At 71.0% G+C, this 16,709-nt stretch carries 16 protein-coding genes; 13 read left to right on the top strand and 3 right to left on the bottom strand.

Features of this window, described 5'->3' with window-relative positions:
* Window positions 1–66 precede the first annotated feature (66 nt).
* The 3 genes from ACIBI4_RS03325 to ACIBI4_RS03315 all read left to right on the top strand — a co-directional run bounded on the left by ACIBI4_RS03325 (window position 67) and on the right by ACIBI4_RS03315 (window position 3,226).
* The gene (locus ACIBI4_RS03325) at window positions 67–1,167 is read left to right on the top strand and encodes a WD40/YVTN/BNR-like repeat-containing protein (RefSeq protein ID WP_399201821.1); all 1,101 of its coding nucleotides are present in this window, start codon (window positions 67–69) and stop codon (window positions 1,165–1,167) included.
* 261 nt (window positions 1,168–1,428) lie between these two features.
* Entirely contained in the window at window positions 1,429–2,349 is a 921-nt protein-coding gene (gene pucL, locus ACIBI4_RS03320; protein ID WP_399201820.1) for a factor-independent urate hydroxylase, read from the top strand.
* Window positions 2,350–2,422: 73 nt separating this feature from the next.
* On the top strand, window positions 2,423–3,226 hold the full coding sequence (locus ACIBI4_RS03315; RefSeq protein WP_399201819.1) for an inositol monophosphatase family protein: 804 nt from the start codon (window positions 2,423–2,425) through the stop codon (window positions 3,224–3,226).
* Between the two features lie 27 nt (window positions 3,227–3,253).
* On the opposite strand, the gene ACIBI4_RS03310 is transcribed toward ACIBI4_RS03315, so the two are convergent.
* On the bottom strand, window positions 3,254–4,387 hold the full coding sequence (locus ACIBI4_RS03310) for an alpha/beta hydrolase (RefSeq protein WP_399201818.1): 1,134 nt from the start codon (window positions 4,385–4,387) through the stop codon (window positions 3,254–3,256).
* Between the two features lie 74 nt (window positions 4,388–4,461).
* Here ACIBI4_RS03310 and ACIBI4_RS03305 point away from each other — a divergent pair, with 74 nt between their 5' ends.
* The gene (locus ACIBI4_RS03305; RefSeq protein WP_399201817.1) at window positions 4,462–5,028 is read left to right on the top strand and encodes a TetR/AcrR family transcriptional regulator; all 567 of its coding nucleotides are present in this window, start codon (window positions 4,462–4,464) and stop codon (window positions 5,026–5,028) included.
* A gap of 45 nt (window positions 5,029–5,073) precedes the next feature.
* On the opposite strand, the gene ACIBI4_RS03300 is transcribed toward ACIBI4_RS03305, so the two are convergent.
* Window positions 5,074–5,898 carry a GntR family transcriptional regulator gene (locus ACIBI4_RS03300; protein ID WP_399201816.1) on the bottom strand — a complete coding sequence of 275 codons (825 nt, stop codon included), beginning with the start codon at window positions 5,896–5,898 and terminating at the stop codon, window positions 5,074–5,076.
* A gap of 206 nt (window positions 5,899–6,104) precedes the next feature.
* Between ACIBI4_RS03300 and ACIBI4_RS03295 the strand changes: the two genes are divergently transcribed.
* The 7 genes from ACIBI4_RS03295 (at window position 6,105) to ACIBI4_RS03265 (ending at window position 13,617) form a co-directional block, all read left to right on the top strand.
* Window positions 6,105–7,370 (top strand): extracellular solute-binding protein, encoded by a 1,266-nt coding sequence (locus tag ACIBI4_RS03295; protein WP_399201815.1) that lies wholly within the window; start codon window positions 6,105–6,107, stop codon window positions 7,368–7,370.
* A 1-nt stretch (window position 7,371) separates the two neighbouring features.
* Window positions 7,372–8,337 carry a carbohydrate ABC transporter permease gene (locus tag ACIBI4_RS03290; RefSeq protein WP_399201814.1) on the top strand — a complete coding sequence of 322 codons (966 nt, stop codon included), beginning with the start codon at window positions 7,372–7,374 and terminating at the stop codon, window positions 8,335–8,337.
* Window positions 8,334–9,170: a carbohydrate ABC transporter permease gene (locus ACIBI4_RS03285; RefSeq protein WP_399201813.1), complete on the top strand. Its 837-nt coding sequence runs from the start codon at window positions 8,334–8,336 to the stop codon at window positions 9,168–9,170. Before ACIBI4_RS03290 ends, ACIBI4_RS03285 begins: the two co-directional genes overlap by 4 nt.
* Window positions 9,171–9,175: 5 nt before the next feature.
* Window positions 9,176–10,579, top strand: coding sequence for a beta-N-acetylhexosaminidase (locus ACIBI4_RS03280; protein ID WP_399201811.1), 1,404 nt, complete (start codon window positions 9,176–9,178; stop codon window positions 10,577–10,579).
* 82 nt (window positions 10,580–10,661) lie between these two features.
* A complete protein-coding gene (locus ACIBI4_RS03275; protein WP_399202025.1) occupies window positions 10,662–12,047 on the top strand; it encodes a cellulose binding domain-containing protein in 1,386 nt (461 codons plus the stop codon).
* A gap of 52 nt (window positions 12,048–12,099) precedes the next feature.
* The gene (locus tag ACIBI4_RS03270; RefSeq protein WP_399201810.1) at window positions 12,100–12,801 is read left to right on the top strand and encodes an endonuclease V; all 702 of its coding nucleotides are present in this window, start codon (window positions 12,100–12,102) and stop codon (window positions 12,799–12,801) included.
* Window positions 12,802–12,840: 39 nt separating this feature from the next.
* Window positions 12,841–13,617, top strand: a complete 777-nt coding sequence (locus tag ACIBI4_RS03265) for a GNAT family N-acetyltransferase (RefSeq protein ID WP_399201809.1) — start codon at window positions 12,841–12,843, stop codon at window positions 13,615–13,617.
* A gap of 28 nt (window positions 13,618–13,645) precedes the next feature.
* Here ACIBI4_RS03265 and ACIBI4_RS03260 read toward each other — a convergent pair whose 3' ends face one another.
* Entirely contained in the window at window positions 13,646–14,830 is a 1,185-nt protein-coding gene (locus tag ACIBI4_RS03260) for a saccharopine dehydrogenase family protein (protein WP_399201807.1), read from the bottom strand.
* 99 nt (window positions 14,831–14,929) lie between these two features.
* On the opposite strand from ACIBI4_RS03260, the gene ACIBI4_RS03255 reads away from it, so the two are divergent.
* The gene (locus ACIBI4_RS03255; RefSeq protein WP_399201806.1) at window positions 14,930–15,346 is read left to right on the top strand and encodes an MmcQ/YjbR family DNA-binding protein; all 417 of its coding nucleotides are present in this window, start codon (window positions 14,930–14,932) and stop codon (window positions 15,344–15,346) included.
* A 194-nt stretch (window positions 15,347–15,540) separates the two neighbouring features.
* Window positions 15,541–16,704, top strand: a complete 1,164-nt coding sequence (locus ACIBI4_RS03250) for a CaiB/BaiF CoA transferase family protein (RefSeq protein ID WP_399201805.1) — start codon at window positions 15,541–15,543, stop codon at window positions 16,702–16,704.
* Window positions 16,705–16,709 lie beyond the last annotated feature (5 nt).

Below are 16,709 nucleotides of genomic sequence, written 5' to 3'. Positions count from 1 at the left end.
GCTTCGCGGCGCATGACATCAATGGGGAAGTCGCGACGCACGACATCGGTGGGGAAATCGGGGCGGATGCGTCGTGCGGTGGCGGCCGGGGCCTGCGCCGCGGCGGCGGCGACCGTGCTCAGCGCGCCCGCCCAGGCCGCCGCGGACGGCGACAGCGCGACGCGGCGTGCCGCCACGGCCGCCTCGTACACGAAGAATCCGCACTGGGACCTCAAGCCGAGCGGCGCCGAGGTGCGGTTCCGCGGGCTCGCCGCGGTCAGCCGCGGCACCGCATGGGTGGCGGGTTCCAAGGGGACCGTGCTGCGCACCACCGACGGCGGCGCGAGCTGGGCGAACGTCTCGCCGCCCGGCGCGGGCGAGCTGGAGTTCCGTGACATCGAGGCCTTCGACCGCAAACGCGCCGTGGTGCTCGCCATCGGCGAGGCCGACGCGTCCCGGGTCTTCCGCACCGAGGACGGCGGCAAGACCTGGACCGAGGCCTTCCGCAACGACGAGCCGAAGGCGTTCTACGACTGCATCACCTTCTTCGACACGAAGAACGGGCTCGCGATGAGCGACCCGGTCGACGGCAAGTACCGGATCCTGTCCACCCGCGACGGCGGCCGCAGTTGGAAGGTGCTGCCCAGCAAGGGCATGCCGCCCGCGCAGACCGGTGAGGCAGGCTTCGCGGCGAGCGGGCAGTGCCTGGTCAGCCAGGGCCGCTCGGACGTGTGGCTGGCGACCGGCGGCGGTGCGACCTCGCGCGTCCTGCACTCCTCGGACCGCGGTCTGACCTGGACGGCCGCCGAGACGACCATCCCCGCCGGCGACCCGGCCCGCGGTGTCTTCGCGCTCGCCTTCCGCTCCCGCACGCAGGGCATCGCCGTCGGCGGCGACTACCGGCCCGACCAGGCCTCCCCGCAGGCTGCGTCGGTCAGCCGCGACGGCGGCCGCACCTGGGAGGCGTCCGCCGAGCCGCCGCCCGCGTACCGCTCGGGCGTGACCTGGCTGCCGCACACGAAGTCGGTGGCGCTCGCGGTCGGTCCGACCGGCACCGACGTCACCACCGACGGCGGCCGCAGCTGGCGCACGGTCGACACCGGGTCCTTCGACACCGTGGACTGCGCACAGGACTTCGGCTGCTGGGCCTCGGGCGAGAAGGGGCGGATCGCGCGCCTGGAGCCGTAGAACCCGTGACGGGGGCGGGGACCGGCGTGGATCCGCCATGTCGGAGGCCACAAGATCCCCGCCCCCATCTTGGATGATCGGCCACCTGCCACCGGTGTCGCGGGCGTGCTCCAATCCGTAGGCACCGACGGACCGGGATGCACGACAGGCCCGGGGCGGTCCGCCCGAGGCGGACCGGACGGCGGGGAGCGTCCGCCGCAGTGGACGCTGGACGCCGGGCGTACGGGATCGACGTATCCACGTACCCGAAGGGTCAGACCGATGAGCAAGCACGTACTCGCCCAGAACCAGTACGGCAAGGCCGAGAACCGCATCGTCCACGTCACCCGCAAGGGCAGCGACGGCTCCTGGCACGAGATCCGCGACCTGAACGTCTCGGTCGCGCTGCGCGGCGAGTTCCGCGACGTCCACCTCACCGGCGACAACGCCAACTGTCTGCCGACGGACACCACCAAGAACACCGTCTACGCCTTCGCCAAGGAGCACGGCATCAGCTCGCCGGAGGCCTTCGGCATCCTCCTCGCGAAGCACTTCGTGACCTCCCAGGCGCCGATCCACGAGGCACAGATCCGGATCGAGGAGTACGCCTGGGAGCGGATCTCCGTGCCCACGCGCAAGGAGCAGCACTCCTTCGTGCGCAAGGGCCAGGAGGTGCGTACCTCGCAGATCACCTTCAGCGAGAACACCGGCAAGCTGCAGGTGATCTCCGGTCTGAAGGACCTGACGGTGATGAACTCGACCAACTCCGAGTTCCACGGCTACATCAAGGACAAGTACACGACCCTGCAGGAGGCGTACGACCGCATCCTGGCCACCAAGGTCACCTCGCGCTGGGCCTACTCGGCGGCGGCCGCGGCCGACGAGGAGTTCGACTGGGACCGCTCGTACGCGAAGGTCCGCTCCCACATGCTGGACGCCTTCGCCGAGACGTACAGCTTCTCGCTGCAGCAGACGCTGACGCAGATGGCGGACCGCGTGCTCGACAACTGCCCGAAGGTCAACGAGGTCCGCCTCAACCTGCCCAACAAGCACCACTTCCTCGTCGACCTGGAGCCCTTCGGCCTCAAGAACGACAACGAGGTGTACTTCGCGGCGGACCGGATGTACGGCCTGATCGAGGGCACGATCCACCGCGACGGCGTCGAGCCGGTCATCGCGACCAGCGACTGGATCGTCGCGTAACTCCCGTTCCCTGCGGGGCTCCTGGGATCCGCCACCGGGGAGCGGATCCCAGGAGCCCCGTTACGCTGTCCGCATGATCGACTCGTATACGGACCTTGGTGCCGCGGACGGCGACGCCGACGTGGCCCTTGCCGCGGTCCGCGCCGGAGCAGCGGTCGTGCGCACGATGTACGGGCAGGACCTCGCCCGGATCGACAAGGGCGCCGGCGACTTCGCCACCGCCGCCGACGTGGCCGCCGAGCAGGCGATCCTCGACGTGCTGCGGACCGCGCGGCCCGACGACGCGATCCTCGGCGAGGAGAGCGGGCGGCAGGGCGCCGCGGCCGGCGGCCGTGAGTGGCTGGTGGACCCGCTGTGCGGCACGCTCAACTACGCGGCGGGAACGCTTGCCGTGGCCGTCAACGTGGCGCTGCGCGACGGCGCGGCGGCGGTCGCCGACCCCTTCGGCGACGAGGTCTATGCCACGGACGGCACCCGTGCCTGGGTCCGCGCGGGCGACACGGACATCCCGCTCGCCCCGACCCCCGCGACCCGCCTTGTCGACGTCAACCTCGACCCGCCGTTCCCAAGCGCCCCGTCCTTCAGGGCAGTCGACCTCCTGGCCCACCCGGGCTTCGGTGAGCACTTCCGGCCGCGCGTGGTCTCCACGACGCTGGCACTGACCTGGGTGGCGGCCGGACGGCGGGCCGCGTACGTCACCGACGGCGGCGATCTGTCCGCGAACCTGCACTTCGCCGCGGGCATCGCACTGTGCCGCGCGTCCGGCTGCGTGGTCACCGGCGTCGACGGCGGGCCGGTCGGGGCCGGGGGGCAGGGACTTGTGGCGGCCGCGGACGCGGAGACCCATGACCTGCTGATGTCGATGATCCGAGGCTGAGCGCCCCGCCCGCCTGCGCTTCCGGGTTCAGCGCGCCTGCTCCTTCTCCCTCACCCACGTGGTGAAGTCCTCGATGCCGTTGATGAGGGCCTCGAAGCGGAACGAGTGGAACAGGTCGAACGCGTGGTGTCCACCGGGCATTTCGACGTACACGACAGGTGCGGCCGACACGGCGCGCAGGGCGGTGACGAGCGCCTTCGGGTTCTGGGTCGGCACCAGCTCGTCGAGGTCGCCGTGTGCGATGAGGAACGGGGGCGCGTCCGCGCGGGCGAGCTGCACCGGGTCGGTCGCCGGGTCGCCGTCGAAGTACGCGCCGAGGAAGCCGTTGAGCGCGATGGCGGCCGTCACCGAGGTGTCCGCCTCCTCGAACCCGGGCTGGTACGCAGGCTTTCCGGCGGTGAGAGCGGCCTGCGCCGCCAAGTGCGCGCCCGCGGAGCTGCCCGTCACGAACACGCCTGCCGCCGGATCCGCGCCGTACTCCTTGGCGTGTTCGCGTGCCCAGACGATGACCTTCTTCACGTCGATCAGATGGTCGGGGTGCGTGAAGGAGGGCCGCAGACGGTAGTTGGCGCTGATGCCGACCCAGCCCTTGCTCGCGAACCGGTAGAGCATCGGCAGCGACTGGGTGTCCTTGCGGCCCTGGTCGTAGTGGCCGCCGTGGAAGTGGATCAGGATCGGGCCGCCCTGGGGGCGCGCCCGATGGTGGTACACGTCGAGGAGGTTGCGGCGGCCCGCGTCCCCGTAACCGAGGTTGCGCACCCGCCTGACGTCACCGCGCCTGCGGAAGAAGGGCCTGAGGAGGATGCGGGCGAGCGGCGGCCGGCGACGTTTCGCCGTACCGGCGCCGAGCGCCTCGTCGAGGGCTTGCTGAACCACCGGCGCCGTCCGAATCCCGCGCCGCAGGACCACCACGAGACCGATCGCCGCCACCGCACCCACGCCCACGAACGCCCAGTCGGCGGCCGTGGCGATGTCACCCTCCGCGAACGCGAGCGCCGTGGCGGCCACCAGGCCGTAGAGCGCGAAGTGCGGAATCTCGCTGAAGACGAGGCCGAGCCGGTAGCTGAAGTAGAAGAGCGGCTTGGGCCCGCGGATGGGGACCATGCAGAACACCACGATCAGCGCGGCCAGGACCACGGTCACCAGATAGCCGACTGCCACCAGAATCACTCCCGTTGGACGCGCGCTCCGAACTACCCCATCTGTGGTACCACGGATGGGGTACTTTTGGAAACGTGAATCAGGAAAGGCGCGATCGACTGCGTGACGCGGCCATCGAGGTGCTCGCGGAGTCCGGCAGTCGGGGTCTGACGCACCGGGCCGTCGATGCCGTGGCGGAGGTGCCGCAGGGCACCACGAAGAACTACTTCCCCACCAGGGAAGCGCTGTTGCGGGCGGTCATGGAGCGGATCGTCGAACTGCACGCGGCGATCCCCAGAGTCCCGCCCGACGACCGTGCGGGCCTGGCCGCTCTGCTGCGCGGACTCCTCGAGCACGTCGTGGGGGCGGGCTGTGTGCGGGTGCGCGCCCTGCTGGAACTGCAGCGCGAGGCGGTCCGTTCGCCGTGGCTCGCGGTGCCGCTCGACACCTTCGCGGCCGCCGACTTCGCGTTCCTGGAGCGCGCCCAGCGCAGCGCCGGACTGCCGGTGACCCCGGAGCGCGCGGCCGCCCTCGTCCTTGCCCTGCACGGCGCGCTTCCCCACCTCGTGGCCGCGGGTCCCGCCACGCGGACGGCGGCCGGGCTCGACGATCTCGACCGGTTCGTCAACGGCCTTCTGGACGCGGTGTACGGGAGTGAGTGAACGGGAGAGGTGTGGGCAGGTGAACGGGCTTGGGGGCAAGCCCCGTCAGTCCACCCCGTGCACATCCCCCCGGGTCGTCGACCGCACCGCCGCCCCGAACCCCAGCCCGTCCGGCGGCATCCCCGGATGGTGCGCCGCGACGGACGACGCCGCCCCGAGGGTCAGCCGCGACACGATCCGGTAGCGATCCCCTCGGTACACCGAGTGCACGTATTCGACGGCCCGCCCCGCCGCGTCCGTCGTCAGCCGCTCGAAGAGCAGTGCGGGCGACAGCTCCGGCACGTCGAGAAGCCGTGACTCCGCCGCGCTCGTGACCGTCGGCTCGATGGACTGCACCGCCTCACGGACCTGCACCTCGTGCTGGGTGCGCAGATGCTCGTACAGGTCGCCGCCCTCCAGCTCCTCCGCGGTGAGCCCCGGCACCAACTCGGCCGGGATGTGCAGGTATTCGATCGCCATCGGTGCCTCGTCGACGATCCGCAGCCGTGCGACGTAGGTGATCTCCGCGGCGGGGGAGATCCGCAGCCGGCGGCCCACGCGGGCGCCGGCGGGCATCGTGGTGAACTCCAGGAGGCGGCTCGACCAGGCGCCCGAGGCCTGCGGCAGGGCGAGCGCGTGGTCGTCCGAGACCATCTCCTGCGTGATCTTCTCGGGCGCGACGAACATCCCGCGCCCGTGCTCGCGCACCAGCACCCCCGTGGCGACCAGTTCGTCCACCGCCGCCCGCAGGGTGGGCCGCGAGACGCCGAGCCGGGTGCACAGGGTGCGCTCCGAGGGGATCGCGTCGCCAGGGTGCCGGGACTCGACGAGTTCGAGCAGGAACTCCCGTACGCGGTCGCGTTTCAGTACCCCTGAGGATTCACCGTCCATGTGGGGACCTTACCAGAGGTGACCAGTTGGTTTGGTTGTGTGGGGTGATCGAGTCGGTAACTGGTAAGGGCTATCTGCAAGGGTGCCGCAAAACTCGACTGGTTCAGGCCTCTTGACGCCCTCATTGGTCCATGCCACCTTGCTCCATCAGCAACTGGTCACCTTTCCAATTGGTCAAATCTCGTGTGGGTCGAAAGGGCTGGCTCATGAAGACAGCACGTCTCCTCGCAGGCGCCGCCGCACTCGCGGTCGCCGCCTCGCTCAGCGCATGCGGTGGCAGCGATGACAGCGGCGGCACGGACGGGAGCGGCGGGAGGACGACGCTCGATGTCTGGCTCATGCGGGACAGCGTCTCCGAGGCGTTCCAGAAGGAGTTCGAGAAGGGGTTCGAGAAGGAGAACCCGACAATCGACGTCAAGATCCAGATCCAGGAGTGGAACGGGATCGGGCAGAAGATCACCGCGGCGCTCGCCTCCAACGACGCCCCCGACGTGATCGAGGTCGGCAACACCCAGGTCGCGCAGTACGCGGCGAGCGGCGGTGTGAAGGACCTCAGCGACAAGGTGGAGGACCTCGGCGGCGGCGACTGGATCCCGGGGCTCGCCGAGCCGGGCAAGGTCGACGGCAAGCAGTACGGCATCCCGTACTACGCGGCGAACCGCGTCGTCATCTACCGCACCGACCTCTTCGAGAAGGCGGGCATCAAGGAGCCGCCGGCCACGCGCGAGGAGTGGCTGGCCGCGACCAGGAAGCTCAACAAGGGCAAGCAGCAGGGGATCTATCTGCCCGGCCAGAACTGGTACACCCTCGCGGGCTTCGTCTGGGACGAGGGCGGCGATCTCGCAGTCAAGGAGGGCGACACCTGGAAGGGCGCCCTCGACACCCCCGAGGCCCTGGCAGGCATGGACTTCTACAAGGAACTCCAGGCCCTCGGCAAGGGCCCGAAGGACTCCGACGAGGCCGAGCCGCCGCAGGTCGAGGTCGTCGCCAAGGGCGATGTCGCCCAGGTCATCGCGGTGCCCGGCGGCGCGAAGCTGATCGAGGAGGCGAACCCCGAACTCAAGGGCAAGCTCGGCTTCTTCCCCGTCCCGGGCAAGTCCGCCGACCGGCCCGGCGCCGTGTTCACCGGAGGGTCCGACCTGATCATCCCCGAGGCCTCCGGCAAGCCCGACGAGGCGTACACCTTCATCAAGGCGCTTGCGGGCGACGACGCCCAGAAGAAGCTCGCCACCGCGATGAGCTACGTGCCCAACAAGAAGGCCCTCGCGAGCGTCCTCGACGCCGACCCGGGCGCCTCCGCGATGGCCACCGGCGCGGGCAACGGACGCGCGACCCCCAACTCGCCCCAGTGGGCGGCCGTGGAGGCGAACAACCCGATCAAGGAGTTCATGACCCAGGTCCTGACCGGCGCCGATCCGGCGAAGGCCGCGGCCACGGCCACCGAGTCCATCAGCAAGGCGCTCGGCGGCTGAGATGAGCCTGCACACCGCACCGCGCAAGGTGCAGGGCCCCGAGCAGGAGCTGCGGCGGTCGGCTGCCCCCGGCCGCCGCAGGTCCGTGGTCCTGTGGCCGTACCTCCTGATCGCGCCGACCGTGCTCGGCGTGCTCTTCCTGCTCCTCTATCCGCTGCTGCGCAACCTGCAGCTGTCCTTCCAGAACTTCGGCCTCGGTGAACTCATCCGCGGCGGCGCCGAGTTCGCCGGCCTCGACAACTACCGCGAACTGCTCACCGGCAGCGAGTTCTGGGAGGTCGTGCGGCGCACCCTGGTCTGGACGGCCGTCAACGTCACCCTGATCGTGGGACTCGCCACCCTCGTGGCCCTGATGCTGCAGCGCCTGGGCCGCACCATGCGCATCCTCGTGATGTGCGCCCTGGCCCTCGCCTGGGCCACCCCGATCCTCGCGGCGACCACCGTCTTCCAGTGGCTCTTCGCCTCCCGGCTCGGCGTGGTCAACTGGTTGCTCGTCCGGCTCGGATTCGAGTCGTACGAGGGCTACTCCTGGTTCGCGAACGGCACGGCCACCTTCACGATCCTGGTGCTGCTCGTGGTCTGGCAGTCCGTGCCGTTCGCGGCGATCACGCTCTACTCCGCGCTGACGACCGTGCCCGCCGAGATCTACGAATCGGCGCGGCTTGACGGCGCGGGCGGCTGGCGGATCTTCCGCTCCCTGACCGTGCCGATCCTGCGGCCCATCTTCGGTCTGGTGCTGTGCCTCGAAGTGATCTGGGTCTTCAAGTGCTTCCCGCAGATCTGGGTGATCAGCGAGGGCGGACCCAACGACGCCACCACCACGCTGCCCGTCTACGCGTACCAGATCGCCCAGTCCCTGCACCGCTACGACCTGCAGGCCGCGTCCTCGACGATCACCGTGCTGCTGCTAGGCGTGATCCTCTTCGTCTATCTGCGCCAACTGTTCCGTCAGGAGGGGGAGTTGTGACCGTCCCGTCCCTCGTGCGCCGGCTGCCCCTCAACGCCGCCGCGGCCGCCGTCTTCGTGATCACGATCTTCCCCGTCTACTGGATGGCCTCCACGGCCTTCAAGCCGTCCGGCGACATCACCGCCGACACCCCGGTGTTCCTGCCGGCCCGCTTCACCCTGGAGCACTTCCGTACGGCCGTGGAGGCGGACGGCTTCGGCACGTTCTGGCGCAACAGTCTCCTCGTCACCACCACCGCGGTGCTGCTCGCGCTCCTGATCGCGCTCGGCGGGGCCTTCGCGGTCGCGCGGCTGCGGTTCCGCGGCAAACGCGGCTTCGTCCTGATGGTGTTCATCGCGCAGATGGCGCCCTGGGAGGCGATGCTCATCCCCGTCTACATCATCGCCCGCGACACGGGACTGCTCGACCGGCTCGCGATGCTGACCCTTCTCTACTTCATCTTCACGCTGCCGTTCACCATCATCACGCTGCGCGGATTCCTCGCCGCTGTCCCCGTGGAGCTGGAGGAGGCCGCGCAGGTCGACGGCTGCACCCGGCTCGGCGCGTTCCGCCGGATCACCTTCCCGCTGCTCGCGCCCGGTCTGCTCGCCACCTCGCTCTTCGGCTTCATCACGGCCTGGAACGAGTTCGCCTTCGCCAACATGCTCATCGTCAAGAACCAGGACGACCGCACCCTGCCCGTCTGGCTCTCCTCGTTCTCCAACACCTTCGGCACCGACTGGGGCGCCACCATGGCCGCCTCGACGCTCTTCGCGCTGCCGGTGCTGCTTCTCTTCCTCGTCCTGCAACGCCGGGTCACCACCGGCTTCGTCTCGGGTTCCGTGAAGGGCTGACCTGGATGCTGATCCCCCGACCCCGCCAAGTCGTGCGCCAGAGCGGGCACTTCGACCTCGGCCCGGAGACCACCCTGCACCTGACGCCCGGGGCGGAGCCCGCGGCGGAACTGCTCCGCATCCGCACCGGCCTGCCCCTGCGCCCGGCCGCGGACAGCCCCTTCGTCCTCGCGCTCGACCCCGCCCTCAGCGGACTCGGCGACGAGGGCTACGGGCTCACGGTGGGCCGCGACGCGGTCCTGCTGCGCGCCCGCACCCGCGCCGGACTGCTCAACGGCGCGCACACACTGGCCTCACTGCGGCAACGCGAGGGCCGGCTGCCCTGCACCCAGATCAGCGACGCCCCGCGCTTCGCCTGGCGCGGCGCGATGCTGGACGTGGCCCGCCACTTCCAGCCGATCGGGTACGTCCGCGACGTGGTCGACCGGATCGCCGCGTACAAACTCAACGTCCTGCATCTGCACCTCACCGACGACCAGGGCTGGCGGATGCCCGTCGACGCCTACCCGCGGCTCACCGAGGTCGGTTCCGTACGCGCCCAGACGGAAGGCGACGGCATCCCGCACGGCGGGCACTACAGCAAGGCGGAGCTGCGTGACCTGGTGCGGTACGCCGCCGCGCGCGGGGTTCGCGTCATGCCGGAGATCGAGATGCCCGGGCATGTACGCGCCGCGCTCGCCGCGTACCCGCAGCTCGGCAACCGGCCCGAGCGGCGGCACGCGGTGTGGGAGCGCTGGGGGATCTGCGAGAACACCCTCGGCGTCCACGACGAGGTCTTCACCTTCGTACGGGCCGTGCTCGACGAAGTGGTCGACGTCTTCGACAGCCCGTACATCCATATCGGCGGCGACGAATGCCCCACCGTGGAGTGGGAGGAGAGCCCGCGCGCCGTCGCCGTCGCCGCGGCGGCGGGGCTGAGCGCGAAGGAGCTGGGCGCGTGGTTCCTGCGCCGCGCCGGCGCCTTCCTGATCGAACAGGGCCGTACGCCGGTGTGCTGGGCGGAGCCCGACGCGACCGCGCTGCCGCCGGAGTTCGTGGTGATGCCCTGGCGCGACGCGGGCCACGGGCTCGACGCCGCGCGCCGCGGGCACCGCGTGGTGATGACCCCGCACCGCGCGACCTACCTCGACTACCCGCAGTCGGACGCCGCGCACGAACCGGCAGGCCAGCCGGGCGCGCCCGTCACCCTGGAGGACGTCTACTCCGGAGAACCCGCCCCGGCCGACTGGCCGGCCGAGGAGTCCGCCCGTGTCCTCGGCACGCAGGCGCAGCTCTGGACCGAGTACGCGGCCACTCCCTCGCAGATCGACTACCTGCTCTTCCCGCGGCTCGCCGCCCTCGCCGAAGTCGCCTGGAGCGAAGGGCCGCGGGACCTCACCGACTTCCGGCGCCGCCTCACGGCGCGCTGACGGCGGCCGTCGCGCGACGGCCGTACACCCCCACCATGAGGAGGAACACCTCGTGCACGTCCCCTTGCGCAGAAGACTGCGGATGGCCGCCGTGGGCGCGTCCGCCCTGGCCCTCGGCGCGGCCGGCGCCCTCGCCGCGCCCGGCGCGGCGGCGGCAGCCGAGTCCGTCACCGCCCAGTACCACACCGGCTCCACCGGCAGTGACCAGGCCGAACCCTGGCTGAAACTCACCAACTCCGGTGCGGACAGCGTGCAGTTGAGCGGGCTGACCGTCCGCTATTACTTCAAGGCCGACTCCGCCTCCACCACCTACCGCTTCGCCTGCTCCTGGGCGAGCAAGGGCTGCTCGAACATCACGGGCACCTTCGGCACGCTCACCAAGCCCACCGCGACCGCCGACCGCTATCTGGAGATCGGCTTCACATCGGGCGCGGGATCGCTTGCCTCCGGCGCCGACACCGGTGACATGCAACTTCGCTTCCACCGCACCGACTGGCAGCCGCTCGACCAGCGCGACGACTACTCGTTCGGGCCGTCCCAGACCGCGTACGCGGACTGGAGCAAGGTGACCGTCCAGCGCGGCGGCACGCTCCTGTGGGGCACAGCCCCCGAAGGCAACGACCCGGGTGATCCCGGCGATCCCGGTGACCCGGGCGGGCCCGACCCCACCAAGCCCGCGCTCTTCGACGACCTCGACTACACGGCGCACGACGACCCGCGGATCGCCCAGCGCGGCTGGACCGTGAAGTCGGGACCCGGCGGGCCCGGCGCGCCCGGGGCGACCTGGGCGCCCGAACAGGTCACGTTCGCCGAGGAGTCGGGCAACAGCGTCATGACGCTGCGCACGAGCACCGATGGGACGGCGGCCGGTACGAAGCAGACGGAGCTGTTCCACCAGCGCAAGTTCACCAAGGGCACGTACGCGGCCCGCGTCCACTTCAGCGACACCCCGAACTCGGGCCCGGACGGCGACCACATGGTGCAGACGTTCTTCACCATCACCCCGCTCGACGCGCCCATGGACCCCGACTACGGCGAACTCGACTTCGAGTACCTGCCGAACGGCGGCTGGGGCGAACCGGCCAACATCCTGTACACCACGTCCTGGGAGACCTACAACCCCGAGCCGTGGCAGGCCGTGAACACCCACACCGAGGTGCGCCGGAGCTATGCGGGCTGGCACGACCTGGTGGTCACCGTCGACAACACGTCCATCAAGTACTACGTGGACGGGCAGCTGTTCGGCACGCACGGTGAGCCGTATCTGCCGGAGACGGCGATGTCCATCAACCTCAACCACTGGATCATCTCCGGCGGACTCGTCGCCTCCGGTACGCCGCGTGCGTACGACGAGAAGGTCGACTACGTGTACTACGCGCAGGACCAGATCCTGACGCCCGCACAGGTCGAGGCACAGGTGGCGAAGTACCGCACGGACGGCGTGACGCACACGGACAACGTGGGCTGACCCGCCCTGGCCGGTCGGGGGTACGGGTGCCTCACGTACCCTCGACCGCACCATGGCTGCCGTTCACTTCACCCTTCCCGCCGACTGGCCCGCCACCGAGGCCGAGGCGCGCGCCGTCCAGGACTCGCTGCGCCCGCGGGTCGTCCTCGCCCCCTCCGCAGCCGGGCCCGAGCCCGTGCATGTCACCGGGGTCGACGTGGCCTACGACGACGAACGGGACCTCGTCGCGGCCGCCGCGGTCGTGCTCGATGCTCGGACCCTCGACGTGGTCGAGGAGGCGACGGCGGTCGGACCTGTCTCCTTCCCGTACGTCCCCGGCCTCCTCGCCTTCCGCGAACTCCCCGCCGTGCTGGCTGCGTTGGAGGCGCTGGCCGCCGACCCGGGACCGGTCGTCTGCGACGGCTACGGCCTCGCGCACCCCCGCCGCTTCGGCCTCGCCGCGCACCTCGGGGTCGTGACGGACCTGACCACGATCGGCGTCGCGAAGAACCCGTTCACGTTCTCGTACGAGGAGCCGGGCGCCGCACGCGGTGCGACGTCCCCGCTCCTGGACGGGACCGAGGAAGTGGGGCGGGCGCTGCGCACCCAGGCCGGGATCAAGCCGGTCTTCGTCTCGGTCGGCCACCGCGTCTCGCTCGACGACGCCTGCGCGCTCACGCTGCGCCTCGCACCGCGCTACCGCCAGCCGGAGACGACCCGCCGCGCGGACTCCTTGTGCCGCCGCGCGCTGGCGGACGCGGCCGTCGCCCGTTAAGCGTTTGTGCGGCCGGTCCGCAGATGCTCGAATGCCCGCATGGATCATGCGGAAGTGCTGCGAGTGTTCGACCGGCAGGTACGGCGTGGGATGACGGCCGACCACCCGGGAACCCGTGTCGAGTCCACGGGAACGGTGGTGCGGCAGACCGGGGGAGCCGCGGACTGGAACGGAGTCGTGCACTCCACCCTGGACGCGTCGACGGCGGACGCGGCCATCGCCGACCAGATCCGCCACTACGGCGCTCTGGGACTCGAATTCGAGTGGAAGACCTACACCCACGACGAGCCCGCCGACCTGGGCGAGCGCCTGACGCGCGCCGGATTCACCGCCGACGAACCCGAGAGCCTGATGATCGCCGAGGCCGCCGCGCTCTCCACGACGGTCGAACTCGCCGACGGACTGCGCCTGGTGGACGTCACCGACGAGGCGGGCATCGACCTCGCCGCACAGGTCCACGAGAAGGCCTTCGGCACCCATGCCGACTGGCTCAGGCAGCAGATGCTCGACCGCCTCACCCACCGCCCGGACAGCTTCGTCCTGACCGTTGTCATGGACGGCGACCGCCCCGTCAGCGCGGCCCGCATCGAACTCCGCAACGACGCGGACTTCGCGGGCCTGTGGGGCGGTGGCACCATCGCCGACTACCGAGGCCGCGGAATCTACCGCGCCCTGGTCGCCCACCGCACGGCCATCGCCACCACCCGAGGCATCCCCTACCTCCAGGTCGACGCCCTCCCCACCAGCCGCCCGATCCTGGAACGCCTGGGCTTCGAGCAGCTGAGCGTGACGACGCCGTACATCTGGAAGCCGTGACCGCAGGTGCGCCGAGACCTGGTCGTGCTCAGCGCACCGCCGCCACCCGGAACGTGATCCCCGCCCGCTGGAGGCGCTTCAGGAGGGCGTCGCCCATCGCCGTCACCGGGGTGAGCTGGCCGGACGTGGCGGGGAGGTCGTCGAAGGCGAGGGCGAGGGCCGACTCCGCGAGGATCTTGGCCGTTTCGCCGTAGCCGGGGTCACCGCCCGCGACCTCCGTGTAGACCCGGCGGCCGCCGCCCTCGCCGATGAAGCGGACCGAGAACCAGCTACGGGCACGGCGCTGCTCGTCGGGGCCCTCGCCCGGGGCGAGCTTCGAGGACAACCAGGCGCGGACGGGCGGGACTTGGGCCGCGGCCAGGAGGCCGGCCAGGCCCGCGACGCCGCCGAACGCGACGGGCAGGGTACGGACGGCCGCGTAGTGGCGGTAGCGGAAGTCGGGTCCGTAGCGCTCCAGAGCGCGGGCCGAGCGCTGGACGATCTGGGCGTCGATCGTCGGCAGGGGCAGCGCCCAGGCGCCGACCTCGCCCGCGTAGTGCGGTGTGCCGACCGGGGCGTACGCGCGGCGGCCCACCAGGCGCGGCTGGTGCCGGCGCCGGTCCTGGGCAGCGGCGGCCATCTGCGGGCCGCGTGCGAACTGGCCGAGCGCGGAGGCGAAGGTGCCGCCCGAGAACATCGCGGAGGCGCGGACGAAACCGTCGACGCGCAGTGGTACGCCCTCGGGGAGCTGCCGCACCGTGTAGTAGACACCGAGATCGTGCGGCACCGAGTCGAAGCCGCACGCGTGCACCAGGCGGGCCCCCGTCTCGCGGGCCCGCGCGTCGTGCCGTACGTAGGTGACGTCCACGAACTCCGGTTCGCCGGACAGGTCCAGATAGTCCGTGCCGAGGTCCGCGCAGGCCGCGACCAGGTCGTGCCCGTACCGGACGTACGGCCCTACGGTGGTCGCCACGACCTTCGCCGACGCGGCGAGCCTCCGCAGGCCCTCGCTGTCCGTGGAGTCCACCGCGATCAGCGCGATCCCCGCGGCCGCCGGATCGATCGCGGCGAGCCGCTCCCGGAGCCGCTCCAGCTTGCCGCTGCTGCGTCCGGCCAGCGCCCAGCGGAGCCCCTGCGGTGCATGGCGGGTCAGATACTCGGCCGTCAGCGTGCCGACGAAACCGGTCGCCCCGTACAGCACGATGTCGTACTCGCGCTGATCCCGCTCACTCATGGCTCACCCTTCAGCCTGCCCCCGCGCCGTTGTCGGTGGCCGAGGCTAGCGTGCACCGTGGAGGCCGGTGCAAGGGGCCCGGCCAGGACGGAGACGGTCATGGCCGAGGCACGGCCCGCGGGGCGCAAACCCACGAAGGCGGCGCTCACCAAGTGGGAGAAGGTACGGGCCTTCGCCCTGGAACTGCCGGGCGCCGGTGAGGACTTCCCCTGGGGCGAAACTGTCGCAAAGGTGAGCAAGAAGGTCTTCGTCTTCCTCGGGATGAACGACGGCTCGTACCCCATGGGTGTCACCGTCAAGCTCAAGAATCCCGAGGCGCACGCCCATGCCCTGACGTCCCCCGGCGCGGAGCCCGCGGGCTACGGGCTCGGCAAGGCGGGCTGGGTCCGCATCCCGCTGGAGGAGAAGGGCGCACCGGCGGCGGAGCTGCTGTGCGACTGGGTGGAGGAGAGCTACCGCTCGATCGCACCGAAGAAGCGGGTCGCGGAGCTGGACGAGGGGCGGGAGGCCACGTAAGGGGCGGGAGGTGATGTGAGGAGCGGGAGGTCACGTAGGAGAAGCCGGTGGACCTGCCAGAAAATAAGCGCTTGCTCGGAACCCTTGCCTTCGTCACGCCCCGTTCCTAACATCGCTGATGTTACAGCGGTTGTGTCACAGACGGAGCGGGCCGCATCCCCGCGACAACTCACCAGCGGACGCAGGGGGTTCGAATGGCAGGGAACGGCCCACTCGCAGGAGTGCGGGTCGTCGAGCTCGCCGGCATCGGCCCAGGTCCCTTCGCCGCGATGCTCCTCGCCGACCTCGGCGCGGACGTCGTGCGGATCGACCGGCCGGGCGGCGCCGGGCTCGCCATCCAAGCCGAGTACGACATCACCAACCGGAACAAAAGATCCGTCGTCATCGACCTGAAGGCCGCGGACGGACCCGCCCGCGTCCTCGACCTCGTCGAGCGCGCCGACCTCCTCATCGAGGGCTACCGCCCGGGCGTCGCCGAACGCCTCGGCGTCGGCCCGGAGCAGTGCCTGACCCGCAATCCCCGCCTCGTCTTCGGCCGGATGACCGGCTGGGGACAGGAAGGCCCGCTCGCCCAGCGCGCCGGACACGACATCGGCTATATCGCGATCACCGGCACCCTCGGCATGATCGGCAAGCCGGACGAGGCCCCCGCGATCCCCGCGAACCTCGTCGGCGACTTCGCGGGCGGCTCCCTCTACCTCGTGGTCGGCCTCCTCGCCGCCTTGCAGCACGCCCGCACCAGCGGCGAGGGCCAGGTCGTCGACGCCGCGATCGTGGACGGCGCCACACACCTCTCGTCGATGATCCACGGCATGATGGCGGCCGGCGGCTGGCAGGACCGCCGCGGCGCCAATCTGCTCGACGGCGGCTGCCCGTTCTACGGCACCTACGAGACGTCGGACGGCGGCTACATGGCCGTCGGCGCCCTGGAGCAGCAGTTCTACGACGAGTTCGTCACCGTCCTCGGCATCGCGGACAAGGCGCCCGCCCGCAAGGACCTCGCCCGCTGGGGCGAGCTGCGCTCCGCGATCGAGGCGCGGTTCAGGACGCGTACGCGGGACGAGTGGACGGCCGCCTTCCAGGACTCGGACGCCTGTGTGGCCCCGGTCCTGTCCCTCCGCGAGGCCCCGGACCACCCGCACCTCAAGGAGCGCGGCACCTTCGTGGAGCACGGCGGCATCACCCAGCCCGCCCCCGCCCCCCGGTTCTCCGCCACGCCCTCGGCCGTCCGCACCGGCCCCGCGCTGCCCGGCGCGCACACCGCGGAAGTCGCCCGCGACTGGGACGTCCCGGGCCTCACCGACGACCGCCGCACCCCCGCCGCGGACCGCCCCACCGACGAGAAGGAGCAGGCATGACGGGC

It is taken from the genome of Streptomyces sp. NPDC050418 (assembly GCF_044458745.1).
Classification (GTDB): domain Bacteria; phylum Actinomycetota; class Actinomycetes; order Streptomycetales; family Streptomycetaceae; genus Streptomyces.
Note: the sequence above shows the minus strand (reverse complement) of the source record. Positions and strands in the feature narration are given on the sequence as shown.

Bases quoted from the DNA above. Each gene is read 5' to 3' on its own strand.
- ACIBI4_RS03280 (WP_399201811.1), top strand. From the start codon at position 9,176: ATGCTGATCCCCCGACCCCGCCAAGTCGTGCGCCAGAGCGGGCACTTC.
- pucL (WP_399201820.1), top strand. From the start codon at position 1,429: ATGAGCAAGCACGTACTCGCCCAGAACCAGTACGGCAAGGCCGAGAAC.
- ACIBI4_RS03270 (WP_399201810.1), top strand. From the start codon at position 12,100: ATGGCTGCCGTTCACTTCACCCTTCCCGCCGACTGGCCCGCCACCGAG.
- ACIBI4_RS03250 (WP_399201805.1), top strand. From the start codon at position 15,541: ATGGCAGGGAACGGCCCACTCGCAGGAGTGCGGGTCGTCGAGCTCGCC.
- ACIBI4_RS03290 (WP_399201814.1), top strand. From the start codon at position 7,372: ATGAGCCTGCACACCGCACCGCGCAAGGTGCAGGGCCCCGAGCAGGAG.
- ACIBI4_RS03295 (WP_399201815.1), top strand. From the start codon at position 6,105: ATGAAGACAGCACGTCTCCTCGCAGGCGCCGCCGCACTCGCGGTCGCC.
- ACIBI4_RS03265 (WP_399201809.1), top strand. From the start codon at position 12,841: ATGGATCATGCGGAAGTGCTGCGAGTGTTCGACCGGCAGGTACGGCGT.
- ACIBI4_RS03255 (WP_399201806.1), top strand. From the start codon at position 14,930: ATGGCCGAGGCACGGCCCGCGGGGCGCAAACCCACGAAGGCGGCGCTC.
- ACIBI4_RS03260 (WP_399201807.1), bottom strand. From the start codon at position 14,830: ATGAGTGAGCGGGATCAGCGCGAGTACGACATCGTGCTGTACGGGGCG.
- ACIBI4_RS03275 (WP_399202025.1), top strand. From the start codon at position 10,662: ATGGCCGCCGTGGGCGCGTCCGCCCTGGCCCTCGGCGCGGCCGGCGCC.
- ACIBI4_RS03315 (WP_399201819.1), top strand. From the start codon at position 2,423: ATGATCGACTCGTATACGGACCTTGGTGCCGCGGACGGCGACGCCGAC.
- ACIBI4_RS03300 (WP_399201816.1), bottom strand. From the start codon at position 5,898: ATGGACGGTGAATCCTCAGGGGTACTGAAACGCGACCGCGTACGGGAG.
- ACIBI4_RS03325 (WP_399201821.1), top strand. From the start codon at position 67: ATGCGTCGTGCGGTGGCGGCCGGGGCCTGCGCCGCGGCGGCGGCGACC.